Origin of the sequence: Streptomyces pactum (assembly GCF_016031615.1) — a bacterium.
Taxonomy (GTDB): domain Bacteria; phylum Actinomycetota; class Actinomycetes; order Streptomycetales; family Streptomycetaceae; genus Streptomyces; species Streptomyces pactus.
This window is the reverse complement of record NZ_JACYXC010000001.1, coordinates 6,972,276-6,990,305: the sequence shown is the minus strand read 5'-3', so window position 1 is coordinate 6,990,305 and position 18,030 is coordinate 6,972,276. Positions and strand designations below refer to the sequence as shown.

13 protein-coding genes are annotated in these 18,030 nt (G+C 74.1%); 7 read left to right on the top strand and 6 right to left on the bottom strand.

Annotated features, from left to right (window positions below):
• The first annotated feature begins 149 nt into the window (after nt 1-149).
• Both IHE55_RS27630 and IHE55_RS27625 read left to right on the top strand, forming a co-directional pair.
• Nucleotides 150-1,022, top strand: a complete 873-nt coding sequence (locus IHE55_RS27630; protein ID WP_197991523.1) for a universal stress protein — start codon at nt 150-152, stop codon at nt 1,020-1,022.
• Nucleotides 1,023-1,530: 508 nt separating this feature from the next.
• Nucleotides 1,531-2,418: a universal stress protein gene (locus IHE55_RS27625; RefSeq protein ID WP_197991522.1), complete on the top strand. Its 888-nt coding sequence runs from the start codon at nt 1,531-1,533 to the stop codon at nt 2,416-2,418.
• A 253-nt stretch (nt 2,419-2,671) separates the two neighbouring features.
• Here the strand turns inward: IHE55_RS27625 and pflA are convergent, their stop codons facing one another.
• The 5 genes from pflA to IHE55_RS27600 all read right to left on the bottom strand — a co-directional run bounded on the left by pflA (nt 2,672) and on the right by IHE55_RS27600 (nt 10,280).
• A complete protein-coding gene (gene pflA / locus IHE55_RS27620) occupies nt 2,672-3,400 on the bottom strand; it encodes a pyruvate formate-lyase-activating protein (protein ID WP_197991521.1) in 729 nt (242 codons plus the stop codon).
• The gene (gene pflB / locus IHE55_RS27615; RefSeq protein WP_197992290.1) at nt 3,397-5,577 is read right to left on the bottom strand and encodes a formate C-acetyltransferase; all 2,181 of its coding nucleotides are present in this window, start codon (nt 5,575-5,577) and stop codon (nt 3,397-3,399) included. The genes pflA and pflB overlap by 4 nt, the downstream gene beginning before the upstream one ends.
• Before the next feature lie 341 nt (nt 5,578-5,918).
• Entirely contained in the window at nt 5,919-8,576 is a 2,658-nt protein-coding gene (gene adhE / locus IHE55_RS27610; RefSeq protein WP_197991520.1) for a bifunctional acetaldehyde-CoA/alcohol dehydrogenase, read from the bottom strand.
• Nucleotides 8,577-8,973: 397 nt separating this feature from the next.
• Nucleotides 8,974-9,690, bottom strand: coding sequence for a cysteine hydrolase family protein (locus IHE55_RS27605; RefSeq protein ID WP_197991519.1), 717 nt, complete (start codon nt 9,688-9,690; stop codon nt 8,974-8,976).
• On the bottom strand, nt 9,687-10,280 hold the full coding sequence (locus IHE55_RS27600; protein ID WP_197991518.1) for a cysteine hydrolase family protein: 594 nt from the start codon (nt 10,278-10,280) through the stop codon (nt 9,687-9,689). The genes IHE55_RS27605 and IHE55_RS27600 overlap by 4 nt, the downstream gene beginning before the upstream one ends.
• A 145-nt stretch (nt 10,281-10,425) precedes the next feature.
• Here IHE55_RS27600 and IHE55_RS27595 point away from each other — a divergent pair, with 145 nt between their 5' ends.
• The gene (locus IHE55_RS27595; protein ID WP_197991517.1) at nt 10,426-11,418 is read left to right on the top strand and encodes a GlxA family transcriptional regulator; all 993 of its coding nucleotides are present in this window, start codon (nt 10,426-10,428) and stop codon (nt 11,416-11,418) included.
• 48 nt (nt 11,419-11,466) lie between these two features.
• On the opposite strand, the gene IHE55_RS27590 is transcribed toward IHE55_RS27595, so the two are convergent.
• Nucleotides 11,467-12,717, bottom strand: a complete 1,251-nt coding sequence (locus IHE55_RS27590) for an MFS transporter (RefSeq protein ID WP_197991516.1) — start codon at nt 12,715-12,717, stop codon at nt 11,467-11,469.
• Between the two features lie 330 nt (nt 12,718-13,047).
• On the opposite strand from IHE55_RS27590, the gene IHE55_RS27585 reads away from it, so the two are divergent.
• The 4 genes from IHE55_RS27585 (at nt 13,048) to IHE55_RS27570 (ending at nt 17,998) form a co-directional block, all read left to right on the top strand.
• Nucleotides 13,048-13,425, top strand: coding sequence for a hypothetical protein (locus IHE55_RS27585; protein ID WP_197991515.1), 378 nt, complete (start codon nt 13,048-13,050; stop codon nt 13,423-13,425).
• Between the two features lie 259 nt (nt 13,426-13,684).
• On the top strand, nt 13,685-14,932 hold the full coding sequence (locus tag IHE55_RS27580) for a polysaccharide lyase family 7 protein (RefSeq protein WP_197991514.1): 1,248 nt from the start codon (nt 13,685-13,687) through the stop codon (nt 14,930-14,932).
• Nucleotides 14,933-15,251: 319 nt separating this feature from the next.
• On the top strand, nt 15,252-17,132 hold the full coding sequence (locus tag IHE55_RS27575) for a serine/threonine-protein kinase (protein WP_197991513.1): 1,881 nt from the start codon (nt 15,252-15,254) through the stop codon (nt 17,130-17,132).
• Nucleotides 17,133-17,209: 77 nt separating this feature from the next.
• Nucleotides 17,210-17,998 carry an FHA domain-containing protein gene (locus tag IHE55_RS27570; RefSeq protein ID WP_197991512.1) on the top strand — a complete coding sequence of 263 codons (789 nt, stop codon included), beginning with the start codon at nt 17,210-17,212 and terminating at the stop codon, nt 17,996-17,998.
• The last annotated feature ends 32 nt before the right edge of the window (nt 17,999-18,030 follow it).

Below are 18,030 nucleotides of genomic sequence, written 5' to 3'. Positions count from 1 at the left end.
AGGGCCGTTCCGCCGGCGGGCTCCGGCCGAACGGCACCGGTGGCGGGGACCGACCGGCCCTGACGCCGGTCCCCCCGCCGGCGTGATGCTGGTCCCACCGGGCAGGCGTTGTCCGGCCCGTAACCGGTCCTCACCTCTGGAGGCAGACCATGACTCGTCCGATCACCGTGGGAGTGGACGGCTCCGCGGAAAGCCTGGCCGCCGCCGACTGGGCGGCGAGCGAGGCGCTGCGGCGGAACCTGCCGCTGCGGGTGGTGCACGCCTGGCACTGGGAGCCCCTGACCGTGCCGGTGGTCAACGACCGGGACGCGCAGGCCGAGTGGGCGCGGACCCTGCTCTCCGACGCCGGGCGGCGCCTGACCGAACGGCACCCCGGCCTGGAGCACACCGCCGAGATCCTGGACCGGGAGCCGGTACCCGCGCTGGTGGACGCCGCGAAGGACGCCGAGATGCTGGTGCTGGGTTCCCGGGGCCACGGGGCGATCGCCGGGTTCCTGCTCGGCTCCCACGCCCAGCAGGTGATCGCCGCCGCCGGGCGGCCGGTCGTCTCGGTCCGGGCGCCCGCGGACGGCGAGGAGGTGCCCGCGGACGGCGCGGTCGTCGTCGGCCAGCAGGGATCGGCGGAGGACAGCGCCGCCGTGCTGCGCTTCGCGTTCGAGACCGCCGCGGCGCGCGGGGTGCCGCTGCGGGCGGTGCGGGCCTGGAACCTGCCGCCCGTCTTCGCCTACAGCCCGGTGGTCATGTGGCCGGGGGACGAACTCGGTGACCTGGCGGCCCATCACCGCGAGCAGCTCACCGCGGCGCTGTCGCCGTGGCGGGAGAAGTTCCCCGAGGTCCCGGTGGACGAGCACGTCGAACTGGGGCCCGGCGGTCAGGTGCTCCTGGCCGGGACGGCCGGCGCGAGCCTGCTGGTCGTCGGGCGGCGGGTGCGCCGTGTGCCCGTGGGCGCGCGCATCGGCTCGGTGGCGCATGCCGCGCTGCACCACGCCCGCTGCCCCGTCGCGGTCGTCCCGCACGACTGATCCGGTGCCGGGCACGGCTTCGCACCGGCCGGCGGTCACCGCGTCAGAGAAGGAACCGGCGTGTCCGGTCCCGGGCCGAGCGGCGGGGGACCCGGCACGCCGTCCGCCGTGGCCCCGCCGCCGTGGCCCGTGCGCAACGGTCCGGGGGCGGCGGTCCGTACGCGGCGGCCCCGGACCGGCCGGTACGGGCGGCTGCCGGGCCCGCCACCGGGTACGTCCCCGCCGGGCCCACGCCCACACACACGGGGAACTCCGCCATGGCCCTCCGCGGGAACGATGCCGTGCCCCGCTTCCCGGGGCACATCGCCGCGCGCCGCTCCGGCGGGGGACGGCGCGGTGCGCCGGACGGGGCGGCCGGTCCCGGCCCGGAGCCACCCCGCACCCGGCGGAGGGACCGGTGAGGCCGCGGGGCGGGTTCCCGGTCCCACACCCGCCCCACCACCCAGCACACTTCCCACCACCGGTCACAGTCCCCACCACTGATCACGCTCCTCCCGGAGGCACGCACATGAACGGAACCGTCACCGCGGGCATCGACGGAACCGCACCGGCGTCGGCGGCGGCCGACTGGGCGGCGCGGCACGCGGCACGCGAAGGGATGCGGCTGCACCTGGTCCACGCCCCGGCGCACGGACCGCTGGACGACCTGGGGGCCGCCGGTCCCGAGGCGCGGCGGCGCTGGGCCCTGGGGGTACTGCGCGAGGCGCGGGACCGGGTCCTGGCGGCGCATCCGGGACTGCCGGTCGGCACGGAGCTGCTGAGCGGCGCCCCGGTGCCGGCGCTGACGGCCGCCGCGGCGGAATCGGAACTGCTGGTGGTGGGGTCGCGCGGGTACGGCGCACTCCGCGCCCATCTGCTGGGGTCGGTCTCGCTGGGTGTGCTGCGGCACACCGACCGGCCGGTCGTCGTCACCCGCACACCGCTCGCCGCCGCCGCGCCGGATCGCCCGGAGGAGGTGGTCGTCGGCATCGACGCGACCTCCGCCGGGCCGGAACCCGGGATGGACCGGGTGCTGGACTTCGCCTTCGCCCGGGCGGCGGCCCGCGGGGCCACCCTGTGCGTGGTCCACGCCTGGCCCGCCCCCACCACGCTGGTCTGGAGTCCGGGGGGCCTCCGGCCGGCCGAGGACGTGGCGGAGGCGCGGGAGGCGCAGCCGCGGTACGCGCGGATGCTGTGCGAGGCGCTGCGGCCCTGGCGTGCGCGGTACCCGGGGGTGGCGGTGGTCGAGCACGTCCGGTCCGGGGCCGCCTCCGAGGTGCTCACCGCCCGTGCCGACGGAGCCGGCCAGGTGGTCGTGGGACGCCGCGGCCACGGCGCCGGCCCGCGGCGCATCGGCGCGGTCACCCACGCGGTGCTGCACCATGTCCCGGGCGCGGTGGCCGTGGTACCCGTCTGACGTCCCGCGCCCCGCCGCCCGGGCCCGCGCCCCGCAGTGGCGGCCCCGGCCGGTCCCGGAGACTGGCCCGGCCGGTCCCCGCGGTGGGGCGGCACCGGCCGGGTTGGCCCTCCCGCCGGCCCCGGCGGCGCCGCGCCGGGGTCCCCGTCCCCGTAGTGTCCCCGGCCGGGCGCCGCCGGACGCCGGTGGTTCGTCACGCGGACCACCGGCGCCCGGTCACGCCCACCGTGGCCGGCGGCGGGCGCCGCGCCGCTCACGCGGTCCGCAGGCCGCGGCCGCGGAACTGCTCGCGTACGCGTTCCACCAGGTCCGGCCCGGGGACGGGCACGTCCTTGAGGGGGAAGGGGATGCCCAGCGCGTCGTACTTGTGGGCGCCGAGCTTGTGGAAGGGCAGGACGTCCACGCGTTCGACGTTGGGCAGGCCCGTGAGGAAGCCGGCCAGCCGGTCGATCTCGGCCGGGTCGTCGGTCCAGCCGGGGACCAGGACGTAGCGGATCCACACCGGGACGCCCAGGCAGTTCAGCCGGGTGGCGAAATCCAGGGTGGGGGCCAGCCGGCCGCCGGTGAGCTCGCGGTAGCGGCCGGGGCTGAAGGACTTGATGTCGAGCAGGACCAGGTCGGTGTCGGCGAGCAGTGCGTCACCGGCCCGGGCGCCGAGGGCCCCGGAGGTGTCCAGCGCCGTGTGCAGGCCCAGTTCCTTGCAGCGGTGCAGCACCTCCGCCGTGAAGGCGGGCTGGAGCAGCGGCTCCCCGCCGGTCAGTGTCACGCCCCCGCCGGCCAGGCCGGTGAACCGCCGGTACCTGGCGATGCGCGCGACCACCTCGTCGGCGGTGACCGGCCGGCCGTCACGCAGCTGCCAGGTGTCCGGGTTGGCGCAGTACCGGCAGCGCAGCGGACAGCCGCTGAGGAAGAGCACGAAGCGGGTCCCGGGACCGTCCACCCCGGTGGACAGGTCCCAGGAGTGCATCCGGCCGGTGGTCATCGGACACCGTGGAAGGTGCGGTTGATGACGTCCAGCTGCTGTTCGCGGGTCAGCCGGACGAAGTTGACGGCGTACCCGGAGACCCGGACGGTGAGGTCCGGGTGGCGGTCCGGGTGCTCCATGGCGTCCTGGAGGGTGGCCCGGTCCAGGACGTTGACGTTCATGTGGTAGCCGCCCTCGGCGATGTAGGCGTCGAGCAGGCCCACGAGGTGGCCGGCGCGTTCGGCCGGGTCGTGGCCCAGGCCCTCGGGGGTGATGGTGGAGGTCAGCGAGATGCCGTCGCGCGCCTGGTCGTAGGGGATCTTGGCCACCGACAGGGCGGAGGCGGCCATCCCGTGCGTGTCGCGGCCGTTCATCGGGTTGGCACCCGGGGCGAAGGGGGTGCCGGCGCGGCGGCCGTCGGGGGTGTTGCCGGTGTGCTTGCCGTACACGACGTTGGAGGTGATGGTGAGGACGGACTGGGTGTGCTCGGCGTTCCGGTGGGTGGGGTGGCGGCGGATCTTCTCCATGAAGGAGCGGACCAGTCCGGTGGCGATGGCGTCGGCACGGTCGTCGTCGTTGCCGTAGGCCGGGTAGTCGCCCTCCACCCGGTAGTCGACGGCCAGCCCGGTGGCGTCGCGGATGACCCTCACGCGGGCGTGGGTGACGGCGGAGAGGCTGTCCGCGGCCACCGACAGGCCGGCGATGCCGCAGGCCATGGTGCGGTGCACCGGGTGGTCGTGCAGGGCCATCTCGATGCGCTCGTAGGCGTACTTGTCGTGCATGTGGTGAATGACGTTCAGCGCGTTGACGTAGGTCTCGGCCAGCCAGTCCAGCACCCGGTCGTACGCCTCGGTGAGTTCGTCGGGGTCGAGGTACTCCCCGGTCAGCGGCTCGGCCGCCGGGCCCACCTGCTCGCCGGTCATCTCGTCCCGGCCGCCGTTGACGGCGTACAGCAGGGCCTTGGCGAGGTTCACCCGGGCGCCGAAGAACTGCATGTGCCTGCCGACGGCCATCGCCGAGACGCAGCAGGCGATGGCGGTGTCGTCGCCGGTGCGGGGGCGCAGGAGGTCGTCGGACTCGTACTGGATGGAGCTGGTGTCGATGGACACCTGCGCGCAGAACCGCTTGAAGCCCTCCGGCAGCCGGGGGGACCACAGCACGGTGAGGTTCGGTTCCGGGGCCGGGCCGAGGTTGTACAGCGTCTGCAGGAAGCGGAAGGAGGTGCGGGTGACCAGCGGCCGGCCGTCGACGCCGATCCCGCCGATGGACTCGGTGACCCAGGTCGGGTCGCCGGAGAACAGCGCGTCGTACTCCGGGGTGCGCAGGAACCGCACGATGCGCAGTTTGATCACGAAGTCGTCGATGAGTTCCTGGGCGCGGCTCTCGTCGATGCGTCCCTCCTCCAGGTCGCGTCGGAGGTAGACGTCGAGGAAGGTGGAGGTGCGGCCGAGCGACATCGCCGCACCGTTCTGTTCCTTCACCGCGGCGAGGAAGCCCAGGTAGAGCCACTGGACGGCCTCGTGGGCGGTGGTCGCGGGGCGGGTCACGTCGCAGCCGTAGGAGGCTGCCATCTCCTCCAGCTCGCCCAGCGCCCGGATCTGCTCGGCGAGTTCCTCGCGGTCGCGGATGACGTCGGTGGTGGAGGGCAGCGCGTCCAGCCGGGCCCGTTCGGCGCGCTTGGCTTCGGTCAGCCGCGCGGTGCCGTACAGCGCAACCCGCCGGTAGTCGCCGATGATCCGGCCGCGGCCGTAGGCGTCGGGCAGGCCGGTGATGATGCCGGCCTTGCGGGCGCGCAGCATCTCGGGGGTGTAGGCGTCGAAGACGGCGTCGTTGTGCGTCTTGCGGTAGGTGCCGAAGACCTTGGTGACGAACGGGTCCGGTTCCAGGCCGTAGGCGCGCAGGCCGTTGCGCACCGTGCGGAGCCCGCCGTTGGGCATGATGGCGCGCTTGAGCGGGGCGTCGGTCTGCAGCCCCACGATCAGTTCCCGGTCGCGGTCGATGAAGCCGGGGGCGTGCGAGGTGATGGTGGACGGGACGGCGGTGTCCACCGCGAGCACGCCCTTGCGGCGCTCCTCGGGGAAGAGCGCGGCGACCGCCTGCCACACGGCGAGGGTGCGCGGGGTGGGGCCGGCCAGGAACGCCGCGTCGCCCTCGTACGGGATGTAGGTGGCCTGGATGAAGTCGCGGACGTCGATGTGCCGCTGCCACCGGTCGCCGGCGAAGCCGCGCCAGGAGTGCGGGGTGGGGGTCGGTGGCGGCGGAGGGGCGGACGGTCGTGGTCATGGGGTCGTCTCCGGTTCGCGAGGGGCGGTGCGCGCGGGGGAGGCGGGCGGTCGTCCGGCCTCACTGTCGATGCTCCTCGCCGGGCCTGCCGCCGGGGCAGAGCCGGTGAGGCGGTTTCCCGGCCGCCGACCGGCCCGGGCCCGCGGTCAGGGGCGGGGCCGGTGGTCCCGGCGGGTGCGGGGGACCTCCGGCGCCCGTCGTGCGGCGGCGTGCGGCCAGGGGCCGGCCCGGGGCGGCCGCCCGGGCCGGCAGCTCAGACGCCGGGCAGCGGCCGGGGGCCGGCGTAGTAGGCGGTGCGCATGATGTCCTCCATGTCGTCGAGCATGGGCATGCGCGGGTTGGCCGGTGCGCACTGGTCCTCGTACGCGTTGAGCGCCTGCTGTCGCAGTGCGCCGATGAACGCCTGCTCGTCGATGCCCACGGCCCGGAAGGACGGTTCGATGCCGACGGCGTCGCGGAGCCGCTCCACCGCGGCGGCGTACGAGGCGACGCCCTCGGCGGGGGTGGCGGCCGGCAGGCCGAGGGCGCGGGCGATGTCCTGGAAGCGTTCCGGTGCCCGGTAGCTCTCGTACTTCGGCCAGCCGGTGAGCTTGGACGGCACGGTGCCGTTGTAGCGGATCACGTGGGGCAGCAGGATGGCGTTGGTGCGGCCGTGGGCGATGTGGAAGGTGGCGCCCAGGGTGTGGGACATCGCGTGCACGATGCCGAGGAAGGCGTTGCCGAAGGCCATGCCGGCGATGGTGCCGGCGTTGTGCATCCTCTCCCGGGCCGCGGTCCGCGCGCCGGCCTCGCCGGTGACCGCCGCCGCCAGGTTCTCGAAGACCAGCTTGACGGCGTGGAGCGCGAGGCCGTCGGTGAAGTCGTTGGCGTAGACCGAGACGTACGCCTCGGTGGCGTGGGTGAGGGCGTCGAAACCGCTGTCCGCGGCGAGGGTGGCCGGCAGGTCGGCGGTGAGCACCGGGTCCACGATGGCCACGCTGGGGGTGAGGGCGTAGTCGGCGAGCGGGTACTTCTTGCCGGTGGCGGGGTCGGAGATGACCGCGAAGGGGGTGACCTCGGCGCCGGTGCCCGAGGTGGTGGGGACGCACACCAGGCGGGCGCGCTCACCGGGGACGGGGAAGCGGAAGGCGCGCTTGCGGATGTCGGAGAACTTCTGCCGCATGTCGGCGAAGTCGATGTCCGGGTGTTCGTACAGCAGCCACATCACCTTGGCCGCGTCCATCGGGGAGCCGCCGCCGAGGGCGATGATGGTGTCCGGCCGGAAGTCGCGCATCAGGGCGGCGCCCCGCCGCACCGAGTCGATGCTGGGCTCGGGTTCGACGTCGTCGATGACCTGGATGGTCACCGGCCGCTGCCGCTGGTGCAGCACGTGGCTGATCCGGTTGACGTACCCCAGGCGGGTCATGGTGGCGTCGGTCACCACGGTGACGCGCTCCACCGCGGGCATCGAGGCCAGGTAGCGGATGGCCTGCGGCTCGAAGTAGATCTTCGGCGGCACCTTGAACCACTGGAGGTTGTTCCGCCGGGTGCTCACCCGCTTGATGTTGAGCAGCTGGGCGGCGGAGACGTTGTCGGAGACCGAGGTGCTGCCCCACGAGCCGCAGCCCAGGGTCAGCGAGGGCAGCAGCCGGTTGTAGATGCCGCCGATGGCCCCTTGCGAGGACGGCGAGTTGACGATGATCCGGACCGTCTTCATCCGGTGGCCGAACGCCTCGGCGAGGGCGGGGTCGCCGGTGTGGATCACCGCGCTGTGGCCCTGCCCGTGGAAGGCGACCATGTCCGCGGCGAGGTCGAAGCCCTCCTCGGTGGAACCGGCCCGCAGCACCGTCAGGACCGGGCAGAGCTTCTCGCGGGTCAGCGGCTCGTCGGGGCCGACGCGGCCGGCCTCCACCAGGATGAGGGAGGTGTCGGCCGGCACCGTGAACCCGGCCTGCTCGGCGATCCAGGCGGGGCTCTGCCCGACCGCCGCGGAGTTGACCCGGCCCCGGCGCCCGGTGGCGTCCGGCGGGAAGAGGTAGGTCTCCAGCTTCCGCTTCTGCTCCGCGGTGGCCAGGTGGGCGTGGAGCCGCCCGAACTCGCGCAGCGCGCGGTCGTAGATCTCGGTGTCGAGGACGACCGCCTGCTCGGAGGCGCAGATCATGCCGTTGTCGAAGGACTTGGAGAGCACCAGGTCGTTGACCGCGCGGGGCAGGTCGGCGCTGTGGTGCACATAGGCCGGCACGTTGCCGGCGCCGACGCCGACGGCCGGCTTGCCCGCCGAGTACGCCGCCTTGACCATGCCGTTCCCACCGGTCGCCAGGATCAGCGCCACTCCCGGGTGGCGCATCAGCGCGCCGGTGGCCTCGATGGAGGGCGTCTCGATCCACTGCACGCAGTGCTCGGGGGCGCCGGCGGCGACGGCGGCGTCCCGGACGACGCGGGCGGCCCGGGCGCTGCACTCCTGCGCGGACGGGTGGAAGGCGAAGATGACGGGGTTGCGGGTCTTCAGCGCCAGCAGCGCCTTGAACAGGGTGGTGGAGGTGGGGTTGGTGACCGGGGTGACCGCGCAGAGCACCCCGACGGGCTCGGCGATCTCGACGATCCCCTCGATGTCGTCCCGGGCCACCACGCCGACCGTCTTCGTCCGGGCCATGCTGTGGGTGACGTGCTCGCAGGCGAACATGTTCTTCGCGGCCTTGTCCTCGAACACCCCGCGGCCGGTCTCCTCCACCGCCAGCCGGGCGAGGGCGGTGTGCTGGTCCAGGGCGGCCACCGAAGCCTTGGCGACGATGTGGTCGATCTGCTCCTGGGTGAGGGGCTCGAAGCCGGCGAGCGCCGTGGTGGCGTTGCCGACCAGCAGGTCCACCGTCAGGTGCGTGGCGGTCGGGGCGGCGTCGGAGGCGGTGCGCGAAGGGGCGGTCACCTGCGTCATGGAAAGCTCCCTGGGTGTGGGTGGCCCGCTCGGCCACAGGGGCGGCCCGCCGCTGCGGGCCGGCCCCTCGTCTCACTCCCAGCCTGATGGCCGGCCCCCGCCGGGCGGGGGTCCCGAAGGTCCCGGGCCCGGGCCCGATGGTCTCCGGCCCGGCGTGCCGGGTGGTCCCCGGCGGTGGCCCGGCCGTCCCCCGGCGGGGCGCCGGAGGGACGGGCCGCCCCGGCGCCGGGCCACCGCCCGCGGCGGCGCGGCGCCGGCCGCCGGCGGCGGGGCGTGCCCGGAGCCCCCGCGGCACCCGGCGCCGAGTGCCGGATGCCGTGCCGCGGGTGCGTGCCCGGGCACGGGCGTCCGGGCCGCCCGGGTGCCGCCGGCGGGTGTCCCGGCCTCGTGCCCGGCCTCAGGTCAGGGACTTCTGCGACGGCACCACCACCCCGTAGAGGTCCTGGATCGTGGCGAGCGCGGCGTCGTGGAGCTGCCGCGCGGGCACACCGTCCGAGCTGCCCCGCAGCGGCAGCGGCCGGGTGGCCGAGGCGTCGGCGACCACGGTCGGCCGGTACCCGTTGAGGAATGCGCCCTGGCTGGTGAACAGCACGCACATGTGGGTCATGAACCCGGCGATGACGACGTCCTTGTTCCCGGCCTTCTTCACCTTCTCCGCGAGGTCGGTGCCGTGGAAGGCGTCGGGCACGCTCTTGACGACGACCTGTTCGCCCTTGGCGGGCTTGAGCGCCGGGACGATCTGCCCCGCCTTGGACTTCAGGTCGTAGCCCTTGTCGACGATGTGGATGACCGGGGTGCCCGCCTCGCGGGCCCGGTTCAGCAGCGCCGCGGCGTTGTCCACCGCCGGCTTCCACCCGTCGAGTTCCAGGGCGCCGTCGGTGTAGACGTTCTGGTAGTCGACGAGGATGAGGGTGGCCTTCGACAGGTCCGCCGGAGTGTCGTCGAGGCCGTTGAGCTGCCGCAGGGTCGTGGTGTCCGCGGCGGCGCCCCGGGCGGCGGGGCTGGACGGGTCGTTCCTGGGGGACGCGGCCTCGGAGTCCGTGCCGCACGCGGTCGCGGTGGCCGCGAGCAGGACGGCGGTGGTCAGGGCGAGGAGGGGGCGCAGCGGCTTCATCGGCGGAGGTCCTCCGGAGTGGCGACGACGACCCCGTAGAGGTCGGCGATGGTGGCGAGGGCGGCGAGGTGCACCTGGCGGGCGTCGAGTTCGGTACCGGCGACCGGCAGGGCGCGGGTGGCGCAGGCGTCGGCGACGACGGTGGGGTGGTGGCCGCGCAGGAAGGCGCCCTGGGCGGTGAACGCCACGCACATGTGCGTCATGAAGCCGGCGATCACCAGGTCGTTCCGGCCCGTCTCCGCCACCAGCCGGTCCAGTTCGGTGCCGTGGAAGGCGTCGGGCGCCCCCTTGACCACGACCGGCTCGCCGTCGGCCGGCGCCACGCTCGGGTGGATGGCGCCGATCTCGGCCCGGATGTCGTACGGCGTGCCCTCCCCGCCGTCGTTGACGACGTGGATGACCTTCGCGCCCTCCCGGCGGGCGCGCTCCAGCAGCCGGGCTCCGGAGTCCAGGGCGGCCTGCCAGCCGTCCAGCTCCATCACGCCGGTGGTGTAGGTGTTCTGGTAGTCGATCAGCAGCAGGGTGGCGCCGGCGAGCGAGGCCGGGGTGTCGGAGAGGCCGTTGAGCCCGCGCAGTGTCGTTCTGGGCATGGGGATACCACCTGGTTCGGGATCGGGGGATGCGGTGCACCGGTGCGGTGACCTGCGCCTATGACGCTATGACCCGGTCGGCGCGTCGGCAATGTCGTCTAACATGCAGAAACCGACATCACCGTGACCGGCCCCGGGGGGACGTGTGGACACCGTCGAACGACTGATCGTCATCGTGGTCTTCGGAGGCGTCGATCTGCTCGACGTCACCGGGCCGCCGGAGGTGTTCTCGCTGGCGCGGCGGGAGACGGCGGAGGCCGCGGGTTACACCGTGGTCCTGGCCGCGGAGTCCATGGACCCGGTGGTCACCGGTGCCGGGGTCCGGGTGCTGCCCGACACCACCTTCGCGGAGGTGTCGGCACGGCGCATCGACACGCTGGTGGTGCCGGGCTCGGTGGAGGTCGACGCCGACCGCCGGGTGCACCCGCTCGTCGATCCGGCCGTGGTGGAGCGGGTGCGGCAGCTGGCCGCCCGGTCCCGCCGGGTCACCTCCGTCTGCGTCGGGGCCCACATCCTCGCCGCCGCCGGGCTCCTGGACGGCAGGCGCGCCACCACGCACTGGTCCACCGCGCAGCGGCTGGCCGCCGACCACCCGGCGGTGGAGGTCGACGCCGACCCGATCTTCATCCGGGAGGGCAACGTGTGGACGGGCGCGGGGATCAGCGCCTGCCTGGACCTGTCGCTGGCGCTGATCGCCGACGACCTCGGGGAGGCCGTCGCCCTGCGGGTCGCCCGGCAGCTGGTGATGTACCTGAAACGGCCGTCCGGTCAGAGCCAGTTCAGCGTGCCGCTGGAACAGGTCGCCACGACGCGGCGCGTGGAGCAGTTGCGCCACTACATCCTGCGCCACATCACCGAACCGCTGACCGTCGCCCAGCTCGCCGGGCACGCCCATGTCAGCGACCGGCAGCTCACCCGGATCTTCAAGAGCGAGCTGGGGACCACCCCGTACGCCTACATCGAGTCGGTCCGTGTCGAACGGGCCCGCGCCCGGCTGGAGTCCACCGACGACACCCTCGAACGCGTCGCGGCGGACTGCGGTTTCGGCACCGTCGACACCCTGGTCCGGGCGTTCCGCCGGCGGCTGGACACCACCCCGACCGAGTACCGGCGCCGGTTCCGGACCGTCCCCGGCTGAGCCCGGCCGGCCGTGCGGCCCCCGGTCCCGGCGCCGCGCGTCCGGCGATCACGCCGGGGTGCCGGTCGCGTCCTTCCCCGGGTGCGGCGAGGTGTCGTGCCGGGGCAGCAGGAGGGGGGTGAGCAGCATCAGGAGCCCGGCGGCGGCGATCGCGGCGCGGGGGCCGGTGAGGGCCGCCAGCAGACCCCACAGTGCGGTCAGGACGGCGACGGTGATCTTGCTGGTGACCGACCAGGCGGACAGGGTGCGCGCGGTGCGGTCGGCCGCCGTCCGCTCCAGCCGGTAGGCGGCGAACACCGGGTTGAACACGCCCATGCAGGTGATCAGCCCGAACTCGACCACGATGACGAGCACCAGCCCGGCCGCACCGGGCCGGACGAAGGCCAGGACCGGCGACCAGCACGCGCGCAGCGTCCCTGCGGTGAGCAGCACCCGGTGCCGGCCGAACCGCGCGACCAGCCGGTGGGCCAGCCGTGCGCCCACGATGCCGCCGACGCACGGCAGCCCGAAGGCGAGGCCGTACTGCCAGGGGGCGAACCCCAGATCGCCGAGCATGAGGACGGCGAGCAGCGGCGAGGTCGCCATGATCAGACCGCTGACCAGGACGGTGTTGAGGAACAGCGGGCGCAGCGCCGGGTGGGTGAGGATGTACCGCCACCCTTCGGACAGGTCGCCGGCGCGGAGCCCGCCCCGGTCCCCGGCGGGGCGTGGCGGAGCGGGCTCCTCGCCGCCGATCGCCCGGAGTCCGGCGGCGGAGAGCAGGTGGCTGACGGCGTCCGCGGCCACGGTCAGGACCGGGCCGAACAGCCCGGTCGCGGCCGTGCCGACCGGCGGCCCGAGCACGGTGGCGGTCCAGGTGGTGGACTCCAGGCGCCCGTTGGCGGCGACCAGGTGCTCCGGCGGTACCAGTCCCCTCAGATACGCGCCGCCGGCCGCGGTGAAGGCGATGCCGGCCGCGGCGACGACGACGGAGACGGCCAGGAGCTGGGCGAAGCCGAGAACGCCGGCGGCGTACGCGGCGGGGACGCTCATCAGCGCCGCGAACCGGACCAGGTCCATGGCGATCATCACCGGGCGCTTGCGGCGGAACTCCACCCACGGCCCGAGCGGCACCGCCACCAGCGCCCCCACCGCGAGTCCCGCGGCGGCCAGTGCCGACACCTGGGCCGGCCCGGCGTCCAGGGCGAGGATCGCGATCAGGGCGAACGCGTCGAACGCCAGCCGGCTGCCGAAGGTACTGACCGCGTACGCGGCCCACAGCCACCGGAACGCCGGGCTTAGCCCGCTTCCGTCCCCCATGCCCCCGCGCCCCCTGCTCCGCCTCGCCCGAACAAACCGGTGTTGACCGGGGAGAGCCAATCGAGGGACGGGACCGCAGGTCAAACAACCGTTCCACCGGCGGTCCACAACCACCGGTTGTTCGCCGGGGCCGGTCCGGGGATCACGTGAGCGAACGGTTCATCGGCGGTGCGGCGGCGAGGGCCGTGCTCGCGTGGCGGTCGGCGCCGGCCGGCCCCGCCGACGGAGTCCCGGCGGGGGCGAGGTCCCTGGCCTCGGGAGGGGTCCCGGGACCGGCGGGTTAGAAACGCCGGGCGGGATTTTCCCCATCAAAATCAGGAGGTCCATCTGATGAGTACGGATACGCGCCGGCGATTCGCGGCGACCGCGGTGACGCTGACCATGGCGGGCGCGCTGGGGTGCGGTCTGATGGCGCCGGTGGCGCAGGGCGCCGGGCACGGGTCGTGCTACGACGGGCGGTGTGACATCACCGTGTCGAAGCCTCAGACGATCAAGGTCGACAGCAGGAAGTTCGGCTTCGGGAAGCTCAAGGTCACGCACATCAGCTCCCGGTCGGTGAAGTTCTCGGCGACCACCACGGGCGGCGGGGCGCACCTGAGCGGCAGCACCGGTCCGGGCGGCACGGTCAAGCTCAACAACCTGAAGATCTGGGTGAAATCGGCCTCCGGCCACAAGGCGAAGCTCGCCCTGTTCCCCACCCGGTACTGAGCCGGCCGGCGGCCCCCGGTGCGTCCGTAGCGCGCCGGGGGCCGCCGTGTTCCGGGCGGCGGGCGCGGCCGACGGCCACGGATGCCGGGCGGACGGGCGCCGGGCCGGCTCAGGCGCCCGGGCCCTCGCGGCAAGGGGGTTCCGGTTCCTCGTGTCCCCTCCCCGGGCGTGCCCTCTACGGTCGCGCCCGACGACCCGTCGGTCGCGGCACCGCCGTCATCGAGCGCCGCCGCGGACCCGTACGCACGAGGAGGAGTCCATGGAACTCTCGCGTCTGGCCCGTTCGGCGCCCCGGGGAGGCGGCTGGCCGCGGTTGGCCGTCGCCGCGCTCGTGGCGGCGGCGACGGCGCTGGTCGTCCCGGCGACCGCGCGGGCCGCCGATGTGGAGGTGACGCCCGGCGCCGGTGGTGTCACGGCCGGTACCAGCGACGGGAACCGGCCGGCGAACGTCGTGGACGGCGACTACGGCACCCGGTGGTCGGGCGAGGGCGACGGTGCGTGGCTGCGGCTGGACCTCGGCTCGACCCACACCGTCAACCAGGTCAAGCTCGCCGTCCACAAGGGCGACACCCGTCGGAACGTCTTCGAGCTCCAGTACTGGGACGGATCGCGCTGGGTCACCGTCCACGACGGCAGGAGCAGCGGCACAACCACCGGTCTGCAGTCGTTCTCCTTCGCGCCCGTCCGGACCTCGCAGATCCGCTACCTCGGTCACGGCTACGAAGGGGAGGGCGAGGGCGACTGGAACAGTCTCACCGAGGTCGAGGTCTGGAGCGGCGAGGGTGATGGCGGTGGTGCCGAGGTCCCTGCCGACGTGGTGGACCTGAGCGACTGGAAGGTGACGTTGCCCATCGGTGAGGAGGAGGACCCCACCGAGATATTCCAGCCCCAGCTCGACGGCTACTCCCACGACCCCTACTTCACGGTCGCCGACTCGGGGGACGCGGTGCGGTTCCGCGCGCCGGTCAACGGCGTCACCACCGGCGGCTCCAGCTATCCCCGCTCCGAGCTGCGGGAGATGGAGAGCGGCGGCGGTGACGAGATCACCTGGTCCTCGACTGCCGGCACCCACACCATGACACTCCGGGAGGCGTTCACCCACCTGCCCGAGGACAAGCCGCACGTCGTCGGCGCCCAGATCCACGGCGGTGACGACGACGTCACCGTGCTGCGTCTGGAGGGCTCGAAGCTGTGGATCACGGACGGCGACACCGCCCACCACCACCTGATCACCGACGACTACGCACTCGGCACGGTCTTCGAGCTCAGGTACGTGGTGAGCGACGGGGAGATCGAGGTCTACTTCAACGGCGAGCTGGAGACGACCCTCGGCCACTTCGACTCCACCAACTACTTCAAGGCCGGCGCCTACACCCAGGCCAACTGCTCCAACTCCTCCCCGTGCGGCACCGCCAACTACGGTGAGGTGGAGCTCCACGCGGTGCACGTCACCCATGACGACGGCCGGGGAGCGGACCGGACGCAGGCCGACGGCCGGCGCGGCTGAGGCCCCCGCCGCCGGTGTCCGGCGGGTCCGGCCCCCGGCCGGGTCCGGGCCGCCGGACGGCGTCCCGCGCCTTCCCCCGGTGCCGCTCCGGCCGGGTGTGACTGCCACCCCCGGGCGGCCGCGCCCTCATGGACGGGGTGCGGCCGTCGCGGTGCCTCCCCGCGACGGCCCCTCGACGCCCCGATGGCCCCCGGGTTCCGGTGTGGGGCGGCGGTCCTGTCGTAACGCACTGCGCAGCCCCCGCTCCGCACAGTAGGTTCGGTTCCGGCGCGCGGCGTGGGGGCCGCGCGCGTGCCGGGCTCGGATGAGGAGGGGGATCGTGCGTTCCGGAGACGAGTTGGCCGGCCGGTACGTCCTCAGGGATGTCATCGGCACCGGGCGGAGCGGCGAGGTGTGGCGGGCCCACGACCGGGTGGTGGGCCAGGACGTGGCGGTGAAACCGGAACGGATCGAGGGAGAGGGCGACACCGCGGTGCGGCGGCTGCCGGCCGAGCCGCGCGCCATGGCCAAGTTCCGCGACCACCCGCACGTCGTGACGCTGCTGGACGTGGTGACCGTGCCGCCGGGGCCGGGCGAGCGGGAGACGTACTGGTTCGTCATGGAGTACGTGCCCGGCGGCGGCCTGGACCGGCAGCCGCCGGTCACTCCGCGGCGGGCGGCCCGTATCGGCGCCCAGCTGGCCGACGCACTCGCGGCCCTGCACGCCGCCGGCGTCGTGCACTGCGACGTCAAGCCTGCGAACATCGGGCTCACCGGTCGGGGCACCGCGAAGCTGCTGGACTTCGGGGCCGCCTACCGGTTCGGCGGCACGGAGACCGTGACGGTCAACGGTCCGTTCAGCTTCACCCCCGACTACGCCGCCCCGGAACTGGCCCGGGGCAGCATCCCCCGGCCCGCCTCGGACGTGTTCTGCCTGGCCGCCACCCTCCACGCGCTGGTCACCGGTTCGCCACCGCGCGGCGGCGCGGCGACCGAGGACGGTGACCCCACGTCGGAGGCGGAGGGCGAGGAGGAGTCCGAACGGCTGACGTATTGGAAGGCCGAACAGGGCGTCGTCGAGATGGACGCCGATGCCCTGGGGCCGCTGTACCCGGTGCTCTCCGCCATGCTCCGACGCGATCCGCACAAGCGCCCGGACGCCGCCGAGGCCGGGCGGCTCCTGGCCGCGATCGCCGACTCCCGGGGCATCGAGGGCACCTGGTGGCAGCGGTGGCGGTGGCCGCTGGTGGCCGCGGGGGCCGGCATCGCCGTGCTGGCCGCGTGCCTCGTCGTCGTCCTCGGTGACGACGGCGCCCGGCGGGCCCTGGTCACCGGGGCCACGTCGAGAGGGGCGGCACGATCCCTGATCGGAGACCCGCGGACCGCCAACATCTGCGCGCTCGCCGACCCGGCCGCCCTGGGGGTGTTCGGCGTGGCCCAAGTGGACGCGGACTACGGGAACTTCCACCGCTGCGACGTGCTCGTCCACCCCGACGAGCACAACCGTGTCGACGTGGCGTTCGACCTCCGGCACGGCTCGGCACCCGAGATGGCCGAACCGGCCAGAACCGTCGGGGACATCGGCATCATGGAGGTACCGCCGGAGAACGACGAGTGCGAGCGGCTGCTCCTGCCGTCCGGTGCCGACGGCGACGGCACCCTCGTCGGGGTCCGCGTCGACATGGGCAAGGGCTCGGTGGGCGGCGGGACCGCGACGCTGTGCAGGGTCGCCGACGTGGCCGCGCAGAGCGCGGCCGCGATCCTGGACCGGGGCCCGCTCCCGCGCCGCTCCCCGGCCTACCCCGATACCTCCCTGGCCCGGGTGGACGCCTGCCAACTGCTCGACGCACAGGCACTGTCCGCGGTGCCGGGCCTGGCGGGCGACGAGCCGGAGACCGGCGTCGCGAATTGGGAGTGCACGTGGTCGGGGGACGTGGACGGCCTGGAGGCCGAGGTGGGCTTCCACCGCGACCAGCCCCTGTCGGAGGAGCACGGTGAACCCGTCCGGCTCGGCGGCCACGACGCCTTCGTCGTGCCGGAGGGCAACGGCGAGGAGACCTGCACGGTCTTCGTGGAACACCGGCGGTACGGCGGTGTGAACGCCGAGACCGCCGCCGAGATGCTGCGCCTGTACGTCGGTGGGCGGCGGCCCGTGAAGGAACTGTGCGCGATGGCCAGCGACCTGGCCGCCGCGGCCGCCGCCGAGCTGCCCGCGCCCTGACCCGGGAGGGGTCCCGGCCCCGGGCCGCACACTGGATCCGCCTCCACGCCGCCGACACGAACCGATGGAGAACGGTGATGAGCGTAAGTCGTCCGCCCAGCCTGGCGCGCCGCCGCGAAGGGGACCGGCCGCGGCAGCCGGGCACACTGCAGGCCCGTTCCCTGACGGGCGGCATCCAGGTCGTTCCCCGGCCCGGCAGCACCGTCCGCTTCGGTCGCGGCCCCAGACCCCAGGTGCAGCTGCAGATCGGCGTCGACGACACCCGGGTCAGCCGCCGACACGGTGAACTGCTGTTCCGCGGCCGGAACTGGTGGCTGCGCAACACCGGGCAGCAGCTGCTGCGGCTGCCGCACGGCCTGCTTCTGCACGCCACCACCGAGCCGGTCCCGCTCACCGCCGGCTACACCCCCGTGTTCGTGCGGGGCACCGGCCACCGCGAGCACCTGGTCGAGCTGTACGTCACCGACTACGACGACAGCGGCCCGGCCACGAAGGAGACCGCCCCCACCGTGCCGCCGCAGCGGTGGCCGCTCGACGACCGGGAACGGCTGGTCCTCATCGTCCTCGGTCAGGAGTACCTGCGCTACGAGCCCGAGCCGCGGCCCCTGGTGTACCGGCGGGCGGTGGCCCAGCTCCAGGTGTTGCAGCCGGAGTACGGCTGGACCACGCGCAAGGTCCAGGACCGGGTGGGCGCGGTGCGCAGGCGGCTGCACCGGAGCGGGTGCGTGCGCAGCAAGCTGATGCGGGAGGAGGACGACGACGCGTGCGACGGCACCCTCATGCACAACCTGCTGCGTGAACTCGTCGACAGCACCACCCTCGCCCCGCCGGATCTCACCGAACTGGACCGCGCCCTGGACGACTAGGCAGTTCCGCGCGGATCGGCCGGGCAGACCGT